We start from the raw sequence: 21,765 nt of genomic DNA on the forward strand, positions 1-21,765 counted from the left end.
TCATTGGGAGCGAGGTGCGACCGCACCTAGATTGACGGTCAGGCAAGGGGCTTGCCGACCCATTCGTGGAGACACCCAGCCATGCGCAAGGCACCTTTCCCCAGCACACTCAACCGCCGCCGGGCGCTTGGCCTGATTGCGGTGACGGCGGGCGGCAGCGCGCTCGTGCCGGTGCAGCTGTTTGCGCAGCAAGCCTCGCCGCAAGCGAGCTCGCTGCTCTTGCCGGAAGCCGGCGTCTGCTCGATCACGCCTGAAACCACCGAAGGGCCTTATTATTTCGACCCGGAGCTTGAACGCAGCGAAATCACCGAAAGTCGTGAGGGTGTCGACCTCACCGTGCGCCTGCAGATCGTCGATGAAGCATGCAACCCGATCGAGGGCGCGCGCGTCGATCTATGGCACTGCGACGCGACGGGGCACTATTCCGGCTATCCCGGCCAGGGCGACAATCGCGACGTCGATACGTCAGGCGAAAAATTCCTGCGCGGCTGGCAGCGGGCCGACACGGCCGGCATCGCGACTTTCCAGACCATCTATCCCGGCTGGTACCGCGGTCGCACCACCCACATCCACTTCAAGGCGTTTCCGGAGGAGGGCAGGGCCATGACCGGGCAGATGTTCTTTCCCGACGATCTCAGCGAGCAGATCTTCTCGACCAGGGCGCCCTACAATCAGCGTGGCGGACAACGCGACACGATGAACGCCGACGACGGCATCCTGCGCCGCGCCGGTTCCGGCGTGCAGAGCACGGTGCGCGAAGCCGCATCCGCCTACGAGGCGCTGATGATCGTTGCCGTAAGACGGGCAGGATGACGTCTATCGACCGGAAGATTTGCCGGCGAAGCGTATTTGTCATCGAACTGTAACATGCGTCTGGCACAGAGCGCTCGTGCGGGTGGTCGGTTGCCGGCAAAACGAGCAGGCAACAATCTCCCGTGCGGTCGATTGCAAAGGGCCACGCAGCAACTATTCTCGGCCATCACGGTACGAGGCGTGGCGCAGGAGATGCGGATGTCCAAGTCCAACAAAGGCGCGGCGATGAGCCGGCTTCACCAGGTCGCCCGACTGGCGCGCACCTCGCTGGCCGCACGGCTTCTGGCGCATGGCTTTTATGCCGGCCAGGACCAGATCATGCTGTCGCTGCACGATGACGACGGCCAGACCCCCGGCCAGCTCGCTTCGCGCCTCGGCGTGCGGCCGCCGACCATCACCAAGACCATCAACCGGCTGCAGGCCCAGGGATTCCTGGAAAAGCGCGCATCGGACACCGACGCCCGCCAGGCCCACATCTTCCTCACCGAGACCGGCCGTGACGCCATCCGCGCCGTCGAAAAGTCGGTCAAGAAGACCGAAAAGCAAGCGCTCAAAGGTTTTGACAAGAAGGACGTCAAGCAGCTTTCCAAGCTCCTTCTGCGCATCGAGGCCAACCTGTCCGACCTGACCCTGATCGACGACGAGGCTGCCGCCGACGTCGAGGGCACGACCGAGGTCGAGCCCGAAGTGGAAGCCGAAGCGGCGGAGTAACCGTCACGGCAGAGACATTCCATCCCGGTATCCGGGATGGAAAATAGCCTGGTCCACTGTCTTTTGCCTTGCCGGGCAGCCGCGATAGGCGCAATAGCCAAGCATCCCTAGTCATTTGCCCGGCCTGCCAGCGTGTCTCCTCAAAAACCAGCAGAAACCGCAACGCCATCATCGGCGATCCTGCTGATATTTGCCTCGGGCCTGGTGTTTTCCTTCCTCGACACCAGCGCCAAGCATCTCGTCACATCAGGCATGGCGGCACCCTTCGTCACCTGGGTGCGCTTTGCCGTGCATGCGCTGATCGTGCTCGTGCTGTTCAAGGCCTGGGAGCGGCCGGAGCGGCTGGTGCCGCAGAGCCTGTGGCTGCAGATCCTGCGCGCCGTCTTCATGTTCGGCTCGACGATCTTCAATTTCCTCGCGCTGCAGACCCTGCAACTGGCCGAAACCGTGTCGATCAACTTCGCCAGCCCGATGGTCATCACCGCCCTTGCCGGGCCGCTGCTTGGCGAATGGGCCGGCTGGCGGCGATGGCTCGCGGTCTTCGTCGGCTTCATCGGCGTGCTCGTCATCACCCGGCCGGGCTTCGGCGGCTTCGACATGGGGCACATCTTTTCGCTCTGCGCCATGCTGAGCTCGTCGCTCTACACCATCATGACGCGCCAGATGGGCAGGCGCGAGACGGCCGAGAGCCTGATCCTCTATTCGGCAGTGGTTCCTGCGCTCTTCATGCTGCCGGCCGTGCCGCTCGCCGGTTCGCTGCCGGCACATCTTTATGACTGGCTGGTGTTGTTCGGGCTCGGCGTCTTCGGCGGCTTCGGCCACTGGCTGCTGATCAAGGCCTACCAGCGCGCCTCCGCCACGGCCCTTGCGCCTTACCCCTATCTGCAGATGGTCTGGATGATCATCCTGGGCTGGCTGGTGTTCGACCAGTTGCCCGACCGCTGGACGCTTGCCGGTGCCGCGATCATCGTTGCCAGCGGCCTCTACATCATCCACCGCGAGCACACGCTGAGGGTCCGGAACCGCGCCGCGCCGAGTGCCGAAACCGAAGAGCTGGCAAAAAAGCTTTGATTTGCCGTTGAACAATGGCATACGGCTTTAAACGGTTTAAAAGACCGTCCGTTCACGCTTGCGGATGGAGGGCCCGCTGGCTCAGAAGATCAAGCTTTCGACGATAGCCGACGCGCTCGGCGTTTCGACCGCGACCGTGTCGCTTGCGCTGCGCGACAGCCCTCTTGTCGCCGACGTCACCCGTGATCGTATCAAGCAGCATGCCCGCGAGATTGGCTACATCTACAACCGCCGCGCCGCCAGCTTGCGCACCTCGCGCTCGGGCATCGTGGGCGTCGTCGTCCACGACATCATGAATCCGTTCTATGCCGAGATCCTGCGCTCCATCGAGAGCGAGCTCGACCGCAGCCGCCAGACCTTCATTCTCTCCAACCACTATGACGATCTGGAGAAGCAGCGCACCTTCGTCGACACGCTTTTGCAGCTCGGCGCCGATGGCGTGATCATGTCGCCGGCCATCGGCACGCCGCCCGAGGACATCATCATGGCCGAGGAGAACGGCCTGCCGGCGGTGTTGATCGCGCGCTCTGTCGAAGGTGCAGAGGTGCCCGTTTTTCGCGGCGACGACGCCTATGGCACGGCGCTTGCCACCAACCACCTGATCTCGCTCGGCCACAAGCGCATCGCCATGATCGGCGGCACCGACCAGACCTCGACCGGCCGCCACCGCTATCAGGGTTATCTCAACGCCATGGAAGCGGCGGGCCTGGAAGTGCTGCCGACCTGGCGCATCGCCGGACCGCGCACCAAGCAGGGCGGCTTCGAGGCGGCCGGACAGTTCTTGGCGCTGAAGGACAAGCCGACCGCAGCTTGCTGCTGGAACGACCTCGTCGCCATCGGCCTGATGAACGGCATCGCGCGTGCCGGCCTCGTGCCGGGCATCGACGTTTCCGTCACCGGCTACGACGATCTCGAGGAAGCGCAGATCGCGACGCCGGCGCTGACCACTGTGTGGAACGGCCAGCGCGAGGTCGGCCGTCGAGCGGCAAGCGCGCTTCTCGACAAGCTCAACGGCCAGTCGGTGCGCCCGTCGCAGGAACTGATCAAGCCCGAGCTGCATGTCAGGCAGTCGACGGGAAAGCCCAAAGAGCGCACATGACTGTGCCAGCCATCGAGGCGCCGTCAGTCCTGATTCCCGGACTGCTGCACCCCCGCGTCACCGAGCGACTCAGGTCGGCATTTTCTCTTGTCCATCTGGCATCCAGCGATCCCGCGCTGCTGACAGAGGAGATGAAGGCAAGGGTGCGTGGCATAGCCTCGGCGGGACAGGTCGATGCGGCGTTCATCGACGCTTTGCCCAATCTCGAGATCATCGCCAATTTCGGCGTCGGCTACGATGGTGTCGACGCGCGCCATGCCGGCTTGCGCGGCATCATGGTCACCAACACGCCCGATGTCCTCACCGAAGAAGTTGCCGACGCTGCGGTCGGCCTGCTCATCAACACGGTGCGCGAACTGCCGCGGGCCGAGGCATGGCTGCGCGACGGGCGCTGGGTCAGCGAGGGCGGCTATCGGCTGACGCCGGGCACGCTGCGCGGCCGCCGCATCGGCATCTTCGGCATGGGCCGCATCGGTCGTGCCATCGCCCGCCGGCTCGAAGCTTTCGGACTGCCGATCGCCTACCACAACCGCCGCCCGGTCGAGGGCGTGGCGTACGCCTACCATCCGACGCTGAAGGAACTGGCTTTGTCTGTCGACACGCTTGTGTCGGTTGCGCCTGCCACGCCGCAGACCGCAAAGATTGTCGATGCCGGCATTTTCGAGGCGCTCGGCGCCAACGGGGTTTTCGTCAATGTCGGCCGTGGCGCCACCGTCGATGAGGCAGCGCTTGTCGATGCCCTGTCGAAAGGCACGATCCTTGCCGCCGGCCTCGACGTCTTCGCTGACGAGCCCAACGTGCCGCAGGCCCTCATCGACTTGCCGAACGCTACGTTGCTGCCCCACGTGGCCTCCGCCACAGTTCATACCCGGAAAGCGATGGCCGACCTTGCGGCCGACAACATCTTTTCGTGGTTTTCACATGCGCGCCGGGCGCTGACGCCGGTACCCGAGACCGGGCATGTGACGGCAAAAATCTAGCTGAGCCAACCTGGCTGGGATCGACCTGTCCCCCGATCAGGACGCGCCGGGCGCTGAAGGACAGGCCGGCTGCCGTCTGCTGCTGGCACGACCTCGTCGCCATCGGCCCGACGGCCTTGCGCGCGCCGGCCTCGTGCCGAGCATCGACGTCTCGGCCATCGGCTATGACCTTGCGGAAGCGCAGATCGTGACGCCGGCGCTGGAACGGCGTGCGCTAAGTCGGCCGTCGCGCCGCCCGTCGCAGGAACTGATCAAGTCCGAGCTGCATGTCAGGCAGTCCACAGGAAAGCCGAAGGAACACGCAATCGCGCCAAAGTCCGGACAAGGCTGCTGACGACCCATCGGGAACACTGGCGCCTCGATCCCGTGGGTGAGGACAGCCGAAGCGTCTCCAAGCTGTCATATTAGACCGTCGTTACATGTTGCGCTTGCGCACCATAAGGTTGTGTACGTGTACAGCCTCCCCCGTAGGGTGTCTTCCCTCTGCATCAAAAAGGATGTATCGCCAGCATGATATCTACTTGGGGGTGTATCTTGAGGTCGATTCTTCTCGTTTCTTCAATCCTGCTTGCCGCTGCGGGCAACGCGATGGCGGCGGATGCCGCGAGCGTCGAGCCCGGGTTCGGGTGGTCGGGCTTCTATGTCGGAGCCCAGGCCGGCTACGGTTGGGGCGATGTCGACAGCCACAATGTCGGCCGTGAAACCGGGGTTACAGACTGGCGGGATTCGTGGAACGCCAACGGCGGCCTGGGCGGCATCCATGTCGGCTACAATCATGCGTTCAACCAGCTGGTCGTTGGCGCAGAGGCCGATCTCGAGGTGTCCGGGGCGAAGGGGGCGGTCGAATCCGATTACGCCGGGCTGGTGGAGAACCAGATCGAGGTTCAGGGCTCGCTGCGGGCGCGCCTCGGCTATTCGGTCGGTCCGGCGCTGTTTTACGCAACAGGCGGACTCGCCGTCGCCCGCATCGAAACCACCTACGATGGCGACGCCGACCGCTGGACGCACACCAAGAGTGGCTGGACCGTCGGCGGCGGCGTGGAGTACGCGCTGTCGCGCAACTGGACGACCCGGATCGACTATCGCTACACGGATTTCGGCAGCTTCACAGAAAACCCTGCCACCGACAGCGGCTTTAACCACGTCACCGAGCTCAAGACCCAGGCAGTGCGGTTCGGCGTCAGCTACAAGTTCTGATCGAACCCGGTCGTCGGCGGAACGTAGTCGACTACTCCGCCGCGGCCCGTGCCGCAGTCCGGGCGATCGCATGCGCGCGCACCGCATCGCCAAATGCCTTGAAGATGCGTTGCGAGACGTCGTCGGACTTGACCCAGTATTCGGGGTGCCATTGCACGCCGACCGCGAAGGCACGCGAGTCTCGAACCGACACGGCTTCCACTGTGCCGTCAGGCGCTACGGCCTCGACCTGAAGCTTCGATCCCAGGCGCTCGACCGCCTGGCGGTGGACCGAGTTGACCAGGATGTCGCCTGGGCCGAACACGCCGGCAAGGCAGCTGCCCGGCTTGATGGTCGCCACCTGGTGGATGGCGAAGCGTTCGTCCTGGTTGTCGCTGACCGGAGCCCGGTGATCGGCAATGCCTTCGCGCTCCTGGATCTCGGTGGCGAGCGAACCGCCGAGCGCCACGTTGAGCTCCTGAATGCCGCGGCAGATGGCGAGCAGCGGCACGCCGCGTTCGATCGCCTTGCGGATCAGCGGCATGGTGGTCGAGTCACGGGCGAAGTCGTAGGGGCCATTCGCTTCGGTCGCTTCCTCGCCATAGAGGCGAGGATCGACGTTGGACTTGGAACCTGTCAGCATGACGCCGTCGACCGACGAGAGCAGCTCATCGAGGTCGAGGCGGTCGCCGAAATTGGGCACCAGCACGGGCAGCACCCCGGCGCCCGAGATCGCCGCCTCGAGATATTGCTGAGGCGCCGCATGCCAAGTGTAGTTCTCGAACTGCTTGACGTCTGACGAAACGGCGACGAGCGGCTGGTGCATGATGGGGTTCGAATCCTTGTGGAAAGCAGGCTGTTTCCTTGCCTACAAAATAGGCGATCCCGAGGCGCTTTTCCAACACAAGTTTGCACATCTCGTATGTGCCAGGCTGGGCGGGCTTAGACTATAGTTTTAGATGCTTGCGCTGCCGCAGCGTTTTGCGCGGCCAAAGCTTCTCCGCCCTCTCGGGCGTGCTTTACTCATCCCCTTCGCCGTGTATTGTCGCGGTCGGCGTGAGTGGTGGGAGGCCAAATATTTCCCCAGCGTCGCATGTCTTTCGGTCCACTATGGGAGGATTTTGATGGATCGCCGTTCATTTATCAGGAAGGCCGGTACCACCGGCGTGGGAGCGGCCGCGGCCGCTGCGACGCTCGCGGCACCGGCGATTGCCCAGTCCAATCCCAAGATTACATGGCGGCTCGCGTCGTCTTTCCCCAAGTCGCTCGACACCATCTATGGCGGTGCTGAAGTCCTGTCGAAGCACCTGTCGGAAGCCACCGACGGCAACTTCACCATCCAGCCTTTCGCTGCCGGCGAAATCGTGCCCGGCCTGCAGGCGGCCGACGCCACGACCGCCGGTACGGTCGAAGCCTGCCACACGGTGGCATATTATTACTGGGGCAAGGACCCCACGTGGGCGCTGGGTGCGGCCGTGCCGTTTGCGCTCAACGCACGCGGCATGAACGCCTGGCACTATCATGGCGGCGGCATTGACCTGTTCAACGAATTCCTGGCGACCCAGGGTCTCTATGGTCTGCCCGGCGGCAACACCGGCGTGCAGATGGGCGGCTGGTTCCGCAAGGAGATCAACACGGTCGCCGACCTGCAGGGCCTGAAGATGCGCATCGGCGGCTTCGCCGGCAAGGTCGTCGAGCGGCTCGGCGTGGTGCCGCAGCAGATCGCCGGCGGTGACATCTATCCGGCGCTCGAAAAGGGCACCATCGATGCTGCCGAATGGGTTGGCCCGTATGACGACGAGAAGCTCGGCTTCCAGAAGGTCGCGCCCTACTACTACTATCCCGGCTGGTGGGAAGGTGGCCCGACGGTCCATTTCATGTTCAACAAGGCCAAGGTCGACGAACTGCCGGCAGCCTACAAGGCACTGCTGCGCACGGCTGCCCAGGCTGCGGACGCGAACATGCTGCAGAAGTACGACTTCCTCAACCCGACGGCGGTGAAGAGCCTGGTTGCCAACGGCGCGCAACTGCGTCCGTTCAGTCCGGAAATCCTCTCGGCCTGCTTCGACAAGGCCAACGAGGTCTATGCGGAGATGGAAGCCAGCAATCCGGCTTTCAAGAAGATCTGGGACTCGATCAAGGGCTTCCGCAAGGACCACTATCTGTGGGCCCAGATCGCCGAATACAACTACGACACCTTCATGATGATCCAGCAGCGCAACGGCAAGCTCTAAGCTTCCGCCTGTTTAGAAAGGGCCCCGGGGCATTGCTCCGGGGTCTTTTTTTGTTTCCGGACACCTGCTCTGCCAGTGGCGTTTTCTACTGCCGCGTGTAACGTGTGCGGTGGCGCCGATCATAACAATCAGGGGCCCGGCGCCGTTCCACGCACTCACTGTCAACAACAATGGGAGTTCAGGAATGGACCGCAGATCCTTTATTCGCAAGGCCGGCGTTACCGGCGCGGGCGCAGCCGCTTCCGCCGCGCTGCTTGCAGCACCGGCAATCGCGCAATCACTGCCCAAGGTTAGCTGGCGCTGCACCTCGTCGTTCCCCAAGGCGCTCGACACCATCTATGGCGCCGGCGAGACGATGGCCAGATACGTGCGCGAGGCGACCGACGGAAACTTCAACATCCAGGTGTTTGCCGCCGGCGAGATCGTTCCCGGACTGCAGGCGGCCGATGCCGCGGCGGCGGGCACCGTCGAATGCTGCCACACCGCGTCCTACTATTACTGGGGCAAGAACCCGACATTTGCGCTTGCGACGGCTGTGCCCTTCATGTTCAACGCCCGTCAGATGAACGCCTGGATCTACCACGGCGGCGGCCACGACCTGCTCAACGAGTTCTACGCCAAGCAAGGCCTGTACGGGCTCGCCTGTGGCAACACCGGGGCCCAGATGGGCGGCTGGTACCGTAAGGAGATCAACACCGTCGCCGATCTCAAGGGCCTCAAGATGCGTGTCGGCGGCTTCGCCGGCAAGGTGCTGGAAACGCTTGGACTGGTGCCGCAGCAGATTGCCGGCGGCGACATCTATCCGGCGCTGGAGAAAGGCACCATCGACGCCGCCGAGTGGGTCGGTCCCTATGATGACGAGAAGCTCGGCTTCCACAAGGTTGCGCCCTACTACTATTACCCCGGCTGGTGGGAGGGCGGGCCGACGCTGCATGCCCTGGTCAACCTTGCCAAGTGGCAGGAACTGCCCAAGCCGTACCAGGTGGCGCTCACCTCGGCATGCCAGGCCGCCAATTGCGACATGATGGCGACCTATGACTACAAGAACCCGGCGGCACTTCGCCGGCTGGTGGCCAATGGCGCCCAGTTGCGGCCGTTCAGCCAGGAGGTCATGAAGGCCTGCTTCGAGGCCTCGAACCAGACCTATGGCGAGATCTCGGCCAGCAATGCCGACTTCAAGAAGATATTCGACAGCCAGGTCGCCTTCCGCAAGGACGCCTATCTCTGGGCGCAGCTGTCGGAATACACCTTTGACACCTTCATGATGGTCCAGCAGCGCACCGAGGCGCTCTGAGCCGAGAGACGGCGTCCGTTGCGCCGAGCTGACGGCAAATGAGAGTTTGCCGCCAGCAGCCGTCCGAAACCCGGGACCTTGCACGCCCCGGGCTTTTCCGTTGCGTTCAGGACGCCGTGACGACCGGAGATCGTGCGCCCCTTGAAGGGTTGTCTTAGACCCGTCGGTCGCGCGGCTAGTGCCATCGCGGTCCTGCCGTGTGTCCTCTCGCGATGCGGTGGGCAGGCTTCCACAGAGAGGGAAGTGACCGAACGTACCGAACCGGCCATTTTTCGGCGACCTGATTGCTTCCGTTCTTGGGTCATAGGCAACTCAAACGATGACATCGACATGACGCTGACGATGACTACCCTCTACGCACTTCTCGTGATCCCGATCTGCTTTGTCCTGTGGATAGGGGCACGTCGACCCGACGCGCTGGTCCGTAACGACCGAAGGCGGCCGATGTCCGCCCTGATCGCCCGTCTGGGCAGCTTCCCGCTCGCCGAGGAAGCCTTTCAGGATGCGTTGGTGTCGGCGGTTTCGCACTGGAGTCGCAACGGCGTGCCCGCATTCGCCGCAAGGCTGGCGGCTCCAGGCCGCCTATCGCAAGGTGGTCGACCGCATCAGGCAGAACAAGTCGGAAGCGCGCAAGGTCGATGACCTCAAGCCGCTGGTCCGCGGCGAGACCGCCGAAGATCCCGACGTAACCTCGACGAACGCCTGCGTCTGATCTTCACCTGCTGCCATCCTGCGCTGGAAACCAAATCGCAGGTCGCACTCACGCCGCGGACCAGCGGCGGCCTTTCGACGACGGAGATCGCGCGTCATTCTCGACGCCGAGACGAGTAGGGACAAAGGCCGTCGCGCGGCCGGGGCCTGACGAATGGGCAACACGGTTGCAGTCAGTGCTTGCCATCGTCTACCACATCTACACTTCAGGCTATGCCGTCGGCCCGGCCAACGGAGGCCATGCCCGTGTCGATGCCAACGGGGTGACGGTCGCGCTGGCCGACCAGGACCGGACCAAATGCAAGCGGTCACAGATCGACGAAGGTCTCGGGCTGATCGAGATGGCGATGCAGCGCCGCGCACTCGGCCCGTACCCGATCAAGGCGGCGATTGCCGCCTGCCACGTGCAGGGAGAGGTCTCCCACTGGCCGCAGATCGTGCTGCTCTATGATAGCCTGCTGCGGCTCGAGCCGACCGCTGTCGTGCGCCTCAGCCGGCGGTCGCGCTGTCGGAAGCGGGATGGCCGGAGGCCGCGTCGCGCTCGCTCGATACGCTCGCGGCCGAACTCAAGGACTACCAGTCCTATCATGCGGCGCGCGCCGAGCTTCTGTCGCGGACGGGGCATCTCAGCCAAGCCGCGGTAGCCTATGCGGTCGGCATCGACCTTGCCGGTTCAGAAGCCGACGCCGCCTTCCTGCGGCGACGGGGCGGGCGTCTGGTTACGCAAGCCGGGTCGGCCTGACCTGCCGGAGGGGCAAGAAAAAGGCGCCTTTCGGCACCTTTTTGCTGCTTGAGGATCAGTTGAAGCTCGGTGGCTTCGTCAGATCGTTTGCCGGAGCCGCCGGTTGAACCGGGGCGGTGCCCGGTTGCGCCGGCGCTGTCCCTGGCTGGGCCGGGGCAGGCGCGCCGAGCGGAGGCAGGCCGAGGCCGCCGCCCAATCCACCGCCGAGCCCCGGCATTTCGGGCATCTTGATCTCAATCGTCGACGGATCGACCTGCTTGCCCTTGTAATGCATGACCATCTGCGGGAAGGCGATGGTAAGTCCGATCATGATGATCTGGATGCAGACGAAGGGGACGGCGCCCCAGTAGATCTGGCCCGTCGTCACCGGTTGGATGTTCTTTCCGGTGATACGGTCGAGATAAGGCACGCGCGCCGCCACCGAACGCAGGTAAAACAGCGCGAAGCCAAACGGCGGATGCATGAAGCTGGTCTGCATGTTGACGCCGAGCAGCACACCGAACCAGATCAGGTCGATGCCGAGCTTGTCGGCGGCGGGCGCCAGCAACGGCACGATGATGAAGGCCAGCTCGAAGAAGTCGAGGAAGAAGGCCAGCAGGAATACCAGCACGTTGACGGCGATCAGGAAGCCGACTTCGCCGCCGGGCAGCGACACCAAGAGGTGTTCGACCCAGAGATGGCCGTTGACGCCATAGAAGGTCAGCGAGAAGACGCGGGCGCCGATCAGGATGAACAGCACGAAGGACGACAGCCGTGTGGTGGAGGCCAGCGCCTGCTTGATCACCGCGAAGCTGAGGCGGCCCTTGGCGGCGGCCATGATCAGCGCGCCCACAGCGCCCATTGCGCCGCCTTCGGTCGGCGTGGCGATGCCGAGGAAGATGGTGCCGAGCACGAGGAATATCAGCGCCAGCGGCGGGATCAGCACGATGATCACCTGCTGCGCCAGCCGCGACATCAGGTTGAACTTGAGGCCGCGGTCGAGGATGGCCGCGATGTAGATGACGACGACACCGACGCAGGCGCCGAGGATGTCGGCGTTGGCGCCATGTGTTGGCGACAGATAGACATGTGCTGCATAGGCGATCGCCACTGCCAGCACCAATGCCGCAAACAGCGAGGTCACGCCGTGGCCAAGCGTACGGGCATCGAGCGGCAGCGCCGGCATCGACTTCGGCCGGATGATCGACATCAGCAGGATGTAGCCCATGTACATGCTGGTCAGCACCAGGCCGGGGATGAGCGCGCCCTTGTACATGTCGCCCACCGAGCGACCGAGCTGGTCGGCGAGCACGATGAGCACGAGCGAGGGCGGGATGATCTGCGCCAACGTGCCTGACGCGGCGATGACGCCCGACGCGACGCGCCGGTCATAGCCGTAGCGCAGCATGATCGGCAGCGATATCAGGCCCATGGCGATGACCGAGGCGGCCACCACGCCGGTGGTCGCTGCCAGAAGCGCGCCGACGAAGATGACGGCATAGGCGAGACCGCCGCGGATCGGTCCGAACAACTGACCAATGGTGTCGAGCAGGTCTTCGGCCATGCCTGATCGCTCAAGCACGATGCCCATGAAGGTGAAGAACGGGATCGCCAGGAGCGTCTCGTTCGACATGACCCCCCAGAAGCGTTCGGGCAGGGCGTAGAGCAATGGCCAGGACAAGTTGATCGAGCCATTCGAGTAGGGCGCGAGTTCGACGCCGATGAAGAAGAACAGCAAGCCGTTGGCGGCGAGCGAAAATGCGACCGGGTAGCCAAGCAGCATGAACACGATCAACGAGAAGAACATGATCGGCGCCATGTTCTGGGCGATGAACTCGATCATGAGCGTACCTCGTCGGCCAGCGCCTTGCCTTCGAGCTCAGCCTGCTCGTGCGCGGAGATGAACGGGGTCGGATCATCCATGTCGCCGCGCATGATGGCGATCTTCTTGATGATCTCGGAGATACCCTGGAGGCCGAGCTGGATGAAGCCCATCAGCAGCAGCGCCTTTGCCGGCCACAGGATCAGGCCGCCGGCGCTGGACGACATCTCGCCGGAACGGAACGACAGGCTGACATAGGGGATGAAGTAGAAGATCATCAGGATGACGAAGGGCATCAGGAACAGCATATGACCAAGCAGGTCGATCCAATGCTGCACCCGGCGCGAGAACATGCCGTAGACGATGTCGATGCGGATGTGCTCGTTCTGCTTCAGCGTGTAGGCGGCTGCCAGCATGAAGGCGGCACCGAACAGGTACCACTGCAGTTCTAGCCAGGCGTTGGACGACATGTTGAATGCCTTGCGGATCACCGCATTGCCTGCGCTGACGAGGATGGCGAGCAGGATCGCCCACGCCACCGTCTTGCCGATCGCTTCGTTGATACGGTCAATGGCTCTGGATAGAGCGAGAAGCCCTGCCATGCATTCCTCCCAGGTTGTGTGGGGCAGCCGTTGTTCCCCGACGTTCTTTTTTCGGCACTCCCGATGCCATGGGTATGCCGGTCATGGGGCCGGCGTCAACATAACGAGCGGTACTCGTCAATTGCTGCGAAGGTAGCAAAACGAGGAAAAGGCCCACAGGCCGCGCGGCATGCGACCAAAGTCGAAGACGATTTTCGCGGTCAGGCAGCCGGGCTTGGCGCGTCCTTGCGGTCGCCGGTCAACACCAGCATCGCCGCGAGCAGGCCATACATCCAGGCGTCGCGCCATTCGATCGGGAAATAGCCGGCCCATAGCGACTCGGCGATGCCGAAGGCGGCAGCACCGAGTGCTGCCTTTCCCGGTGCGTAGTAGCCGCCGACCGCGGTGATGAACAGGATCTTCAGGCCGTAGACCAGGCCGGCGCCGAAGCCGAGATTGCCGTAGTAAAGTGCTGCCAGCACACCTGCCAGGCCGGCGCACATGCCGCCGAACAGCAAGGCGCGGTGAAACACCTTTGTCGTGTCGATGCCGCAGAGTTTTGCGGCGAAAGGATCGTCGGCGACGGCCCGCCAGTTCCGGCCGAAACTTGAGTGCGACAGCTTGGCGGCGCCCAAGATGATGACGGTTGCTGCCGTCGCCGTATTGATCAGCTGGATCACTGTCATCGTCGCGACGAAATTGCCGCCAGAGGCAAAGACCACCGGCGTCGCCAGCATCGGCGGCAGCCAGTAGTCGTGTGTGTCAGCGGCAATGCGGCTGAGTTCCATCAAGGCGATCATCACGCCGAGCGTGGCGGCGACGATCGCGTTGGGCGAACGGCCGGCGAGCGGGGCGAAGACCGAGTGCGACAGCACACGGCTCACCAGCGTGGCGTAGGCGAGCGCCACGACAATGCCGAAGGCAATTGTCGAAGGCAGCGTCAGCCACAACGCCTGGTAGCCGTAGACGGCGGCCAGGATCATCGTCTGGCCCGAGAAGGCGAAGATGCCGCCATAAGCGAGATTGGTACGCTGGAGCAGGCCGTTGCCCAGCGCATAGCCGAAGGCCAGAAGGCCGTAGATCGCGGCCGAATGCACGCCGTTGAGAAGCTGTTGCAGGAAATAGAGCATGCGTTGTCCGGCGGCGCAGGGAGCTGTCCCGTGCCGCAAGATTGCGCTCGTGATTCTAACTTGTCAAATTGCGTTTACTAGTTAGATTTAGGCATGGCAGTTTCCTGGACCCGGCATCGTTTCTCCGGCGGCGTGCTTGCGCTCGACACCGCCAACACGGTGGTGCTGCGCGGCGACGCGGAGCGCAGCTTCGACCGTTTCGACGACCCCTCGGAGATCGCCCGCTTCGCCGCGGCCGCCAGTGTCTTTCGCACCGACGAGCTCAAGGGCAGGGTGCTTACCGCCCCCGACCCACAGGCGATTGCCGGCAAGGTGATTTCCATCCGTGAAACAACCGACCGCCTAGTGCGCCGCAGTGTTGTCGATGGCGCTCTGGCCACGGCAGACATGCCCGGTTTCCTCAACGCATGTGCCAACGGACTCACTGGGGCGCGCGAAAGCCTGAGCGCCGATGCGCCCTTCGGTGCTGCGCCGGAACCGCTGGCCTTCGAGGCAGCACTCGCCGTGTCGGCGTTGTCGCTGTTGTCAGCCGGCACCATGTCCCGGCTCAGGATCTGCCCCAACTGCAACTGGCTGTTCGTCGACCGCAGCCGCAACGGCAGCCGGCTCTGGTGCGACATGGCCGTCTGCGGCAACCGCCAGAAGGCGCGGCGCCATTACAGCAGGCGCAAGGAGGTGCAAATTGCCTGAAGGTGGATTCTTGCGTGCTACATTTGCCCTTTCGGCGCTTGTGTCGCTGGCATTGGCTGGCTGCCGCGAAAGCGGCGGCGAGGGGGAACATTTCGAGCTGTCCGGCCGGCTGTTCGTATTCAACTACCGGGTCGCGACAGTGCAATATCTGGTGACGCTTAAGCCGCTCAAGCCGGTCGGCGAGGGCGAGGTCGCAATCACGACATTCGAAAACCCCGCGGGCGGCGCGGCCATCGTCGTGCGCCAGAAGATATGGCCGCTCAACGACAAGGTCACGATCAACAGCCCGCCCCTCGAATGCGTGGTCAAGGACAGGCCCTACAAGGTGTCGATCCGCATCGAGAATGCCAAGGGCGAACTGATGCAGGCGCTGGAGACGACCATGGTCTCGTCGCAGGACCAGTCGGTGCTGCCCGACAAGCCGCTGGTCGTCGGCCCGTTCTACGATCCCAATCCGGAACTTGAGGGGCATCCCGACGGTCACCTGCCCGGAGGCCGCGGCGTGACCTGTCCTCCCGCGGCCTGAGCTTCGCTCCGACGGAAATTTTCATTCGCCTGGACGGCTTCCGCTTGCGTATTCGTGTGCGGTCGACGCCGATCGGCACCTTCGATTGTTCTTTTTCCCAGGCAAAGAATTTCGTTTGACGCGACAGCCGCGCCCGGAAAAGCTATCGCTAAGCTACCCAAGGTCAGCCGCCCGAATCGAGGGTGGTTGGGGCACAGGAAATGCTGATGACGCTTCACGACGTCGCTCTCGACGACAAGTTCGATCTGGGCAAGGAGCGGATTTTTCTATCCGGCGCGCAAGCCGTCATCCGCATGCTGCTGATGCAGCGCGAGCGCGACAGGCTCGCGGGCCTCGATACGGCGGGCTTCGTCTCGGGCTATCGCGGCTCGCCGCTTGGCGGCCTCGACCTGCAGCTGTGGAAAGCCAAGACGCAGCTGGCGCAGTCCAACATCGTCTTCCAGCCCGGTCTCAACGAAGAACTCGCCGCCACGGCCTGCTGGGGCTCGCAGCAGGCTGAGCTTATGGGCGAAGGCAAGCACGACGGCGTCTTTTCCGTCTGGTACGGCAAGGGTCCCGGCGTCGATCGCTCGGGCGATGTCTTCCGTCATGCCAATCTCGCCGGCTCTTCGAAGAAGGGCGGCGTTCTGGCGCTGATGGGCGACGACCATACCGCCGAATCCTCGACCAACGCACACGCCACCGAGTTCCTGTTCGTCGACACGATGATCCCGATCCTCAATCCGGGCGGGGTGCAGGAGCTGATCGACTACGGACTCTACGGCTTTGCCCTGTCGCGCTTCGCCGGCACCTGGGCGGCAATCAAATGCGTGAAGGACAACATCGAATCGACGGCCTCCGTTGATGCCTCGCTCGGTCGGCTCAACATCGTCATCCCCGAATTCGACATGCCCTCAGGCGGGCTCAACATCCGCCACGAGCTCGACCAGCTCGGTCAGGAAGCGCGGCTGCACGAATACAAGCGGGCGGCTGCGTCCGCGTTCATCCGCGCCAACAACATCAACCGCATCGTCTATTCCGGCGGCCGCAAACCCAAGATCGGCATCATCACCGTCGGCAAGAGCTTTCTCGACGTGCGCCAGGCGCTCGACGATCTCGGCATCGACGAGAGTCGCGCCAACCAGCTCGGCATCCGCCTGTTCAAGGTCGGTTGCCCGTGGCCGCTCGACATCGAGCACATCAGGGAGTTTGCCCGTGACCTCGAGATGATCGTCGTCGTCGAGGAAAAGCGTTCGTTGCTAGAGGTTCAGGTGCGCGAGGAGCTCTACGGCACCTCGATGCAGCCCAAGGTCGTCGGCAAGCGGGACGAGCGCGGCGACTGGCTGTTTCCGGCCAAGGGCGCGCTCGACCCCAACGACATCGCCATTGCCATCGGCGAGCGCGTGCTCAAGGTCATCGGCCCGTCGGAAGAGATCGCCGCCCGCGTCAGCCGCTTGCGCCAGTACCAGGCGATGCTGGCCGACACCAAGGACGTGGCGTCGCGCACGCCGTTCTTCTGTTCCGGCTGCCCGCACAATTCCTCGACCAAGGTGCCTGAGGGCTCGATCGCCGGCGCCGGTATCGGCTGCCACTTCATGTCGTTGTGGATGGACCGCAGCACCGTCGGCTTCACCGCCATGGGCGGCGAGGGCGCGCAATGGGTCGGCCAGGCGCCGTTCACCAAGCGCGAGCACATCTTCCAGAATCTCGGCGACGGCACCTACAACCACTCCGGCACGCTGGCGCTCCGCTTCGCGCTCGCCTCGGATGCCAACATCACCTACAAGATCCTCTACAATGACGCGGTTGCGATGACCGGCGGCCAGCCGCATGAAGGCAGCCTGACCGTGGACATGATTGCCCGCCAGGTCCGTGCCGAGGGCGTCGAGCGCATCGCCGTGGTCACCGACGAGCCGGACAAATATGGCGGCCGTTCTCAGTTTCCTGCCGGTACAACCTTCCATCACCGCGACGATCTCGACCTCGTTCAGCGCGAGCTGCGCGACATCAAGGGCGTCACCGTCCTGCTCTATGACCAGACCTGCGCTGCCGAGAAGCGCCGTCGCCGCAAGCGCGGCACCTTTCCCGATCCGGACAAGCGCGTCTTCATCAACGAGCTCGTCTGCGAGGGCTGCGGCGACTGCGGCGTCAAGTCCAACTGTGTCTCGATCCAGCCTGTCGAAACCGAGTTCGGTCGCAAGCGCAAGATCGACCAGTCGAGCTGCAACAAGGACTTTTCCTGCGTCAACGGCTTCTGCCCGTCCTTCGTGACGGTGCATGGTGCCAAGATCCGCAAGGCCGAAGGCATCGCCGGAACCAGTGACGCGTTGCAGGGTGTGCCGGAGCCGAAGCCTTTTGCGCTCGACCGCGACGGCTGGGCAGCGATCATCGACGGCGTCGGTGGCACTGGTGTCGTCACCGTCGGCGCGATCCTCGGCATGGCCGCCCACCTCGAAGGCAAAGGCTGCGGCATGATCGACATGGCCGGCCTCGCCCAGAAGGGCGGTTCGGTGTTCACCCATGTCCGCATCGCCCGTTCGCCGGACGACATCAACGCCATCCGCGTCTCGGCCGGCAAGGCCGACCTGATCCTCGGCTGCGACCTCGTCGTGTCGGGCGCCAAGAAGGTGCTGGCGGCGGTTCGCGAAAACCACACCATCTTCGTCGCCAACACTGCAGAGATCATGCCCGGCGAGTTCACGCGCTCGGCCGACTTTTCGCTGCCGACGGAGCGGCTGAAGAAGACGATCCGCGATGCGGCGGGCGAGGCGAACGCGCATTTCTTCGACGCCACCCGCACCGCATCTGCGCTGTTCGGCAATTCGCTCGGTGCCAACATGTTCATGCTCGGCTTTGCTTTCCAGCATGGCGGCCTGCCACTGTCGACTGAAGCGGTCGAAAAGGCGATCGCTCTCAATGGCGAAGCGGTGGCGATGAATGTCGCGGCGTTCCGCTGGGGCCGCCGCGCCGCCCATGATCCGGAGTTCGTCCGCGCCATGATCGGCCGGACCACCCGCGGCGATGAGCCTGTCGTCGCCCGGACACTCGATGAGATGATCGCGCGCCGCGCCGCGTTCCTGAAAGCCTATCAGAACGCTGCCTATGCCGAGCGCTACACCGGCCGCATCGCCGCGCTCCGCGCCGCCGAGCAGAAGGCTAAGCCGGGCTCGACAATCGTCACCGATGCGGCGGCGCGCTCGCTGTTCAAGCTGATGGCGATCAAGGACGAATACGAGGTTGCGCGGCTCTATGCCGACGGCTCGTTCCAACGCGAGCTGGCCAAGCAGTTCCAAGGCTACGACCGGCTTGAGTTCCATCTTGCGCCGCCGATCCTCGGCCGCAAGGGTGCTGACGGGGTGCCGCGCAAATCGAGCTTCGGTCCGTGGATGATGAAGGGCTTCAGGCTGCTGTCGGCGATGAAGGGCCTGCGGGGTGGTGCCCTCGACGTCTTCGGCTACACCGCCGAGCGACGTATGGAGCGTGCATTGCTCGACCGCTACGAGGCCGATCTCGAGCTGATCCGTGGCGCACTTACGAGCGACAATCTTGACGCTGCGGCCGCATTGGCATCGGTGCCGCAGCTGATCCGCGGCTATGGTCACGTAAAGCATGCCAGCGTCGACAAGGCATCGGGGGAACGAGAACGGCTGGTCAAGAGGTTGGCTGCCGCGCCGGTAAGCCCCACGCTCCAGGCTGCCGAATAGGCGATACGACTTGTTTACCTGAACCTAAATTAGAAGTTGTGGCACGCGATTGAGTGGCGTTACTGGCGTATAAGTGCGCGCTTTCTAAGCCTTTCTTAAGGTGGATGTGGCAGTCCTTGGCCTCCTAGGCAGGCCTCGGATGCGCAGAAGAAACAACGAGATACCGGTCGACGTCTACATACCCTTCGTGGAAACGCTTTTCCGCGATGGCGCGACGCTGGCTGTTGGTATGGTTGCGCAGACGGTCCTGATCGGCGTCGTCTGGTGGAAAACCGCTCACCCGCTCTATCTTGTCGTTGCGCTGTTCATGGTGCTCGTCGCCACGTTGCGCATGCGAAACTTCCGCAAATACAACAGCTTACCGGCTGCCACGACGTGGGAAGAAGCGCACAAGCGCGAAAACGACTACATCCTCTATGGCACTCTGCATGGCCTGGCGCTGGGCTCGTTCTGCCTCGCCGGCATCTATTTCGCCTATGATCCTTTCGCCGAAATCGCCTCGGTCTGCGTGACGCTTGCATCGGCCACCTCGATTGCCGGCCGCAATTACGGCTCGCCGCGCATGGTGATGATCTTCACCGTGACAATGACCTGGGCGATCTCGCTCGGCTTTCTGCTGCGTGGCGATTTCTACCACGTCTTCCTGGGCCTGCTGTCGGCGCCGTTCCTCTACGCCATCCGCAAATTCGCCGATACGGTGCGCGACGTGCTGTTCACCGCAGTGTCGGAGGAGAAGAAGGCCAACCGCATCGCCCAGCGCTTCAATCGTGCCCTCAACACCATGTCGCACGGCCTAGTCATGCTCGGCCCCGACGGTCGCGTGGCTGTGGCCAACGCGGAAGCTGCGCATCTGATGTCGGTCAAATCGCCCGAGGCGCTGCTCGGCCGCTCGATCCATGGCCTGCTGATGCGCGGCGTCGCCGGCGGCCAACTCGCGCTCAAGGATTGCCGCTACATCGAGGCACAGCTGACCCGCGCTTTGCGCGAGGGCAGGGACCGCAAGGTTCTGGTCTCGCTCGCCAACGGCCAGTGCCTGGAGTTCTCGGCGCGCGAAGGCAGCCAGGAGCTTGGCGTCATCACCTTCGAGGACGTGACAGCTCGCGTCGCCGCCGAAGAGAAGATCCGTTTCATGGCCCGCTACGATGGCCTGACCGGGCTGCCCAACCGCGCCTATTTCCATGAAGTGGCGGCTGAATGCGTACTCTCCGGCGACCGCGAACGGCTGTGCGCGCTCGCCGTGCTCGACCTTGACGACTTCAAGAGCGTCAATGACACGCTTGGTCATCCTGTCGGCGACGGGCTGATCTACGCCGTCGCCGAGCGGCTGGCAGCGTTTGCCTCCGACGCCGTCAAGGTCAGTCGCTTCGGCGGCGACGAGTTCATGATCTATTTCGACAAGGTCGACGACGAGAGCCATCTCAAGCTGATGCTCGACCGCATGTTCGCCGAATTGCAGGGCGAGGTCGATGTCGCCGGCCATGTGCTGCGCATCCAGGCCAGCGGCGGCGCCGTGCTCGGCAAGGTGCGTGAAGCCGATGTCGACGCGATGATCGTCAAGGCCGACCTCGCGCTCTACAAGGCCAAGGAATCCGGCAAGAACAGCTGGCAGCTGTTCGAGGCGGTGATGGACGCCGCCTTCCGCAATCGCCAGCTGATGAAGGCCGATCTGCGCAATGCGGTTGAAGCGCGCGCGCTCCGCGTGGTCTACCAGCCGATCGTTTCGATGAGCACGATGCGTATCGCCAGCTGCGAGGCGTTGTGCCGTTGGGACCATCCAGAGCTTGGCCCGGTCTCGCCGGCAACCTTCATTCCGCTCGCCGAGGAGATGGGCATCATCTCCGACATCAGCACCTTCGTGCTGCAGGCGGCCTGCGCCGAATGCGCCAAGTGGCCGGCGCCGATCGGCGTGTCGGTCAACCTGTCCGCCAAGGACTTCCGCGACCGCGATGTCGTCGAGAAGGTCCGCGGCGCGCTTGTGGCTTCAGGCCTCGCGCCGCACCGCCTCGAAATCGAAGTCACCGAGACGGCGCTGCTCGACGACAAGTCGTCGACGCGCAGCTACATCGAGGAACTCAAGGCACTGGGCGTGCGCATTGCGCTCGATGACTTCGGTACCGGCTATTCCAGCTTGAGCTATCTGCACAAGCTGCCGCTCGACAAGGTCAAGATCGACCGCAGCTTCCTTGCCGATGTCGCGCAGAACCCGCGCTCGCTGAAGCTGCTGAAAGGCATCGTCGACCTGTCACGGCCGCTCGGCCTGTCGGTCACCGTCGAGGGCGTCGAGACCTTCGAACAGCTCAAGATCCTCGCTGTCGAGGTCCACCCCGACCTCGTCCAGGGCTTCCTGTTCGGTTCGGCGCTGTCGTCGTCCGGCATTGAAACCATGTCCAACACCGTCTGGCCCTTTGCCAAGGACATCGGTCTCGCACGCATTTCAGCCCGTCGATAAAGTAAGCGGAAGGGCAGGTCGCGCAACTGGCAAAAACGCTTGTTTTTCCATTAATTGTTAACCTTAATGGAAGG

18 protein-coding genes and 1 pseudogene are annotated in these 21,765 nt (G+C 63.7%); 15 read left to right on the forward strand and 4 right to left on the reverse strand.

Translation table 11 applies throughout. The features are described from left to right. Nucleotides 1-81 precede the first annotated feature (81 nt). The 7 genes and pseudogenes from N7E70_RS09385 to N7E70_RS09415 all read left to right on the forward strand — a co-directional run bounded on the left by N7E70_RS09385 (nt 82) and on the right by N7E70_RS09415 (nt 5,871). A complete protein-coding gene (locus N7E70_RS09385) occupies nt 82-813 on the forward strand; it encodes an intradiol ring-cleavage dioxygenase (RefSeq protein ID WP_263006171.1) in 732 nt (243 codons plus the stop codon). A 198-nt stretch (nt 814-1,011) separates the two neighbouring features. Continuing rightward, nucleotides 1,012-1,524 (forward strand): MarR family winged helix-turn-helix transcriptional regulator, encoded by a 513-nt coding sequence (locus N7E70_RS09390; protein ID WP_067966171.1) that lies wholly within the window; start codon nt 1,012-1,014, stop codon nt 1,522-1,524. Nucleotides 1,525-1,656: 132 nt separating this feature from the next. Then, the gene (locus N7E70_RS09395; protein ID WP_263006172.1) at nt 1,657-2,595 is read left to right on the forward strand and encodes a DMT family transporter; all 939 of its coding nucleotides are present in this window, start codon (nt 1,657-1,659) and stop codon (nt 2,593-2,595) included. A gap of 64 nt (nt 2,596-2,659) precedes the next feature. Beyond that, nucleotides 2,660-3,694, forward strand: a complete 1,035-nt coding sequence (locus tag N7E70_RS09400) for a LacI family DNA-binding transcriptional regulator (RefSeq protein ID WP_067958100.1) — start codon at nt 2,660-2,662, stop codon at nt 3,692-3,694. After that, entirely contained in the window at nt 3,691-4,674 is a 984-nt protein-coding gene (locus N7E70_RS09405; protein WP_263006173.1) for a 2-hydroxyacid dehydrogenase, read from the forward strand. Before N7E70_RS09400 ends, N7E70_RS09405 begins: the two co-directional genes overlap by 4 nt. A 50-nt stretch (nt 4,675-4,724) precedes the next feature. Beyond that, a pseudogene (locus tag N7E70_RS09410) lies at nt 4,725-5,008 on the forward strand (transcriptional regulator); the annotation flags it as partial. A gap of 200 nt (nt 5,009-5,208) precedes the next feature. Continuing rightward, the gene (locus N7E70_RS09415) at nt 5,209-5,871 is read left to right on the forward strand and encodes an outer membrane protein (RefSeq protein WP_263006174.1); all 663 of its coding nucleotides are present in this window, start codon (nt 5,209-5,211) and stop codon (nt 5,869-5,871) included. Nucleotides 5,872-5,902: 31 nt separating this feature from the next. On the opposite strand, the gene N7E70_RS09420 is transcribed toward N7E70_RS09415, so the two are convergent. Next, nucleotides 5,903-6,676, reverse strand: a complete 774-nt coding sequence (locus N7E70_RS09420; protein ID WP_067958105.1) for a gamma-glutamyl-gamma-aminobutyrate hydrolase family protein — start codon at nt 6,674-6,676, stop codon at nt 5,903-5,905. Nucleotides 6,677-6,974: 298 nt separating this feature from the next. Between N7E70_RS09420 and N7E70_RS09425 the strand changes: the two genes are divergently transcribed. The 4 genes from N7E70_RS09425 (at nt 6,975) to N7E70_RS09440 (ending at nt 10,733) form a co-directional block, all read left to right on the forward strand. After that, a complete protein-coding gene (locus N7E70_RS09425; RefSeq protein WP_067958106.1) occupies nt 6,975-8,084 on the forward strand; it encodes a TRAP transporter substrate-binding protein in 1,110 nt (369 codons plus the stop codon). A gap of 184 nt (nt 8,085-8,268) precedes the next feature. After that, nucleotides 8,269-9,378: a TRAP transporter substrate-binding protein gene (locus N7E70_RS09430; protein WP_067958108.1), complete on the forward strand. Its 1,110-nt coding sequence runs from the start codon at nt 8,269-8,271 to the stop codon at nt 9,376-9,378. Nucleotides 9,379-9,880: 502 nt separating this feature from the next. Further along, nucleotides 9,881-10,090, forward strand: a complete 210-nt coding sequence (locus N7E70_RS09435; RefSeq protein ID WP_263006175.1) for a hypothetical protein — start codon at nt 9,881-9,883, stop codon at nt 10,088-10,090. 166 nt (nt 10,091-10,256) lie between these two features. Next, nucleotides 10,257-10,733, forward strand: a complete 477-nt coding sequence (locus N7E70_RS09440; RefSeq protein WP_263006176.1) for a hypothetical protein — start codon at nt 10,257-10,259, stop codon at nt 10,731-10,733. A gap of 153 nt (nt 10,734-10,886) precedes the next feature. Here the strand turns inward: N7E70_RS09440 and N7E70_RS09445 are convergent, their stop codons facing one another. The 3 genes from N7E70_RS09445 to N7E70_RS09455 form a co-directional block, all read right to left on the reverse strand. Further along, nucleotides 10,887-12,653 carry a TRAP transporter large permease gene (locus tag N7E70_RS09445; RefSeq protein ID WP_263006177.1) on the reverse strand — a complete coding sequence of 589 codons (1,767 nt, stop codon included), beginning with the start codon at nt 12,651-12,653 and terminating at the stop codon, nt 10,887-10,889. Next, entirely contained in the window at nt 12,650-13,234 is a 585-nt protein-coding gene (locus N7E70_RS09450; RefSeq protein ID WP_263006178.1) for a TRAP transporter small permease subunit, read from the reverse strand. Before N7E70_RS09450 ends, N7E70_RS09445 begins: the two co-directional genes overlap by 4 nt. 200 nt (nt 13,235-13,434) lie before the next feature. Further along, nucleotides 13,435-14,343 carry a branched-chain amino acid ABC transporter permease gene (locus N7E70_RS09455; protein WP_263006179.1) on the reverse strand — a complete coding sequence of 303 codons (909 nt, stop codon included), beginning with the start codon at nt 14,341-14,343 and terminating at the stop codon, nt 13,435-13,437. A gap of 93 nt (nt 14,344-14,436) precedes the next feature. Between N7E70_RS09455 and N7E70_RS09460 the strand changes: the two genes are divergently transcribed. The 4 genes from N7E70_RS09460 (at nt 14,437) to N7E70_RS09475 (ending at nt 21,691) form a co-directional block, all read left to right on the forward strand. Further along, a complete protein-coding gene (locus N7E70_RS09460) occupies nt 14,437-15,033 on the forward strand; it encodes a CGNR zinc finger domain-containing protein (RefSeq protein ID WP_263006180.1) in 597 nt (198 codons plus the stop codon). A 10-nt stretch (nt 15,034-15,043) separates the two neighbouring features. After that, complete coding sequence (locus N7E70_RS09465; protein WP_263006181.1) at nt 15,044-15,559, forward strand: hypothetical protein; 516 nt, start codon at nt 15,044-15,046, stop codon at nt 15,557-15,559. A 206-nt stretch (nt 15,560-15,765) separates the two neighbouring features. Then, on the forward strand, nt 15,766-19,242 hold the full coding sequence (locus tag N7E70_RS09470) for an indolepyruvate ferredoxin oxidoreductase family protein (protein ID WP_263006182.1): 3,477 nt from the start codon (nt 15,766-15,768) through the stop codon (nt 19,240-19,242). Between the two features lie 139 nt (nt 19,243-19,381). Then, nucleotides 19,382-21,691 (forward strand): putative bifunctional diguanylate cyclase/phosphodiesterase, encoded by a 2,310-nt coding sequence (locus N7E70_RS09475; protein WP_263006183.1) that lies wholly within the window; start codon nt 19,382-19,384, stop codon nt 21,689-21,691. Nucleotides 21,692-21,765: the final 74 nt, after the last annotated feature.

The organism is Aminobacter sp. NyZ550 (genome assembly GCF_025628925.2).
Lineage (GTDB): Bacteria > Pseudomonadota > Alphaproteobacteria > Rhizobiales > Rhizobiaceae > Aminobacter > Aminobacter ciceronei.